We start from the raw sequence: 1,216 nt of genomic DNA on the forward strand, positions 1-1,216 counted from the left end.
TCCCGAGATCCGGACCATGACCGGCTGGCTGAAGAGCTGGGGCGAGGACGTCCCCGGGGCCTCCGGCGGCGGCATGGACCACTCCGCGTCGGGCCGATGTACCGCTGATGGAACGAGAATGCCTCGCACAGGAGGTGCGGAGTCTGCCCCGCACCCGGCTGAGCGTCGGCGCGAGCGATGTAATCGTGGAGCAGCGGCCGGAACTCCGGGTGAGCACAGTTGTCGACGATCAGGCGTGCGCGTCGCCGCGGAGACAGACCTCGCAGATCCGCCAATCCCTGCTCGGTCACCAACACCTGAGTGTCGTGCTCGGTGTGATCGACGTGCGGGACCATCGGCACGATCGCCGAGATCTCACCGCCGCGGGCCGTCGACGGGCTCAGGAACATGGACACGTAGCCGTTGCGGGCGAAGTCTCCCGAGCCGCCGATTCCGTTCATGATCTTCGTCCCCATGACGTGCGTCGAGTTCACATTGCCGTAGATGTCGGCCTCGAGCATGCCGTTCATGGCGATGATTCCGAGTCTGCGCACCACCTCGGGGTGGTTGCTGATCTCCTGCGGTCGCAGCGTGATGTGATTGCGATAGAAGTCGATGTTCGCAGTCAGTTCCTCGATGCCTTCTTCGGTGAGCGCCAAAGCCGTCGACGACGCATGCGCGACGGTTCCGTCTTTGATGAGCTTCAGCATCCCGTCCTGGATGACCTCGGAGTAGCAGGTCAACCCTCGGTACGGCCCGCGATCGAGACCTCCGAGCACCGCGTTGGCGACATTGCCGATGCCCGCCTGCAGCGGAAGCAACGTATCGGCAGGCATCCGTCCGGCACGAACCTCGAAGTCGAAGAATTCCAGGACGTGGCCGGCGATCGCCTCGCTGACGGCGTCAGGCGCGGTGAGTGGGCTCGCACTGTCACGGCAGTTGGTCTCGACAACGGCCACAACCTTCGCGGGATCCACCCGGAACGTGGTCTGGCCGATCCGGTCCTCGACACGAATGATCTCGAGCGGCTTGCGATGCGGCGGCAGCGCGGTGCCGTAATAGACGTCGTGAATACCTTCCATCGCCTCGGGGACCCATGAGTTGACTTCGAGGATGACCCTGTCGGCTACGTCGAGCCACGTCTTGTTGTTGCCGATCGACGCGGAGGGAATCAGTTCACCCGATTCGGTGATACCCGCGACCTCGACCACAGCGACGTCGACATTGCCGTAGTAGC

At 63.9% G+C, this 1,216-nt stretch carries 2 pseudogenes; one reads left to right on the forward strand and one right to left on the reverse strand.

Annotation, left to right across the window (positions count from 1 at the left end):
* Positions 1–94, forward strand: a pseudogene (locus ABT116_RS48045) (DUF305 domain-containing protein); the annotation flags it as partial.
* 64 nt (positions 95–158) lie between these two features.
* Here ABT116_RS48045 and scpC read toward each other — a convergent pair.
* Positions 159–1,190: pseudogene (gene scpC, locus ABT116_RS48050) on the reverse strand (succinyl-CoA:acetate CoA-transferase ScpC); the annotation flags it as partial.
* Between the last annotated feature and the right edge of the window lie 26 nt (positions 1,191–1,216).

This window comes from Streptomyces sp. NPDC002130, from assembly GCF_040296465.1.
Classification (GTDB): Bacteria; Actinomycetota; Actinomycetes; order Streptomycetales; family Streptomycetaceae; genus Streptomyces.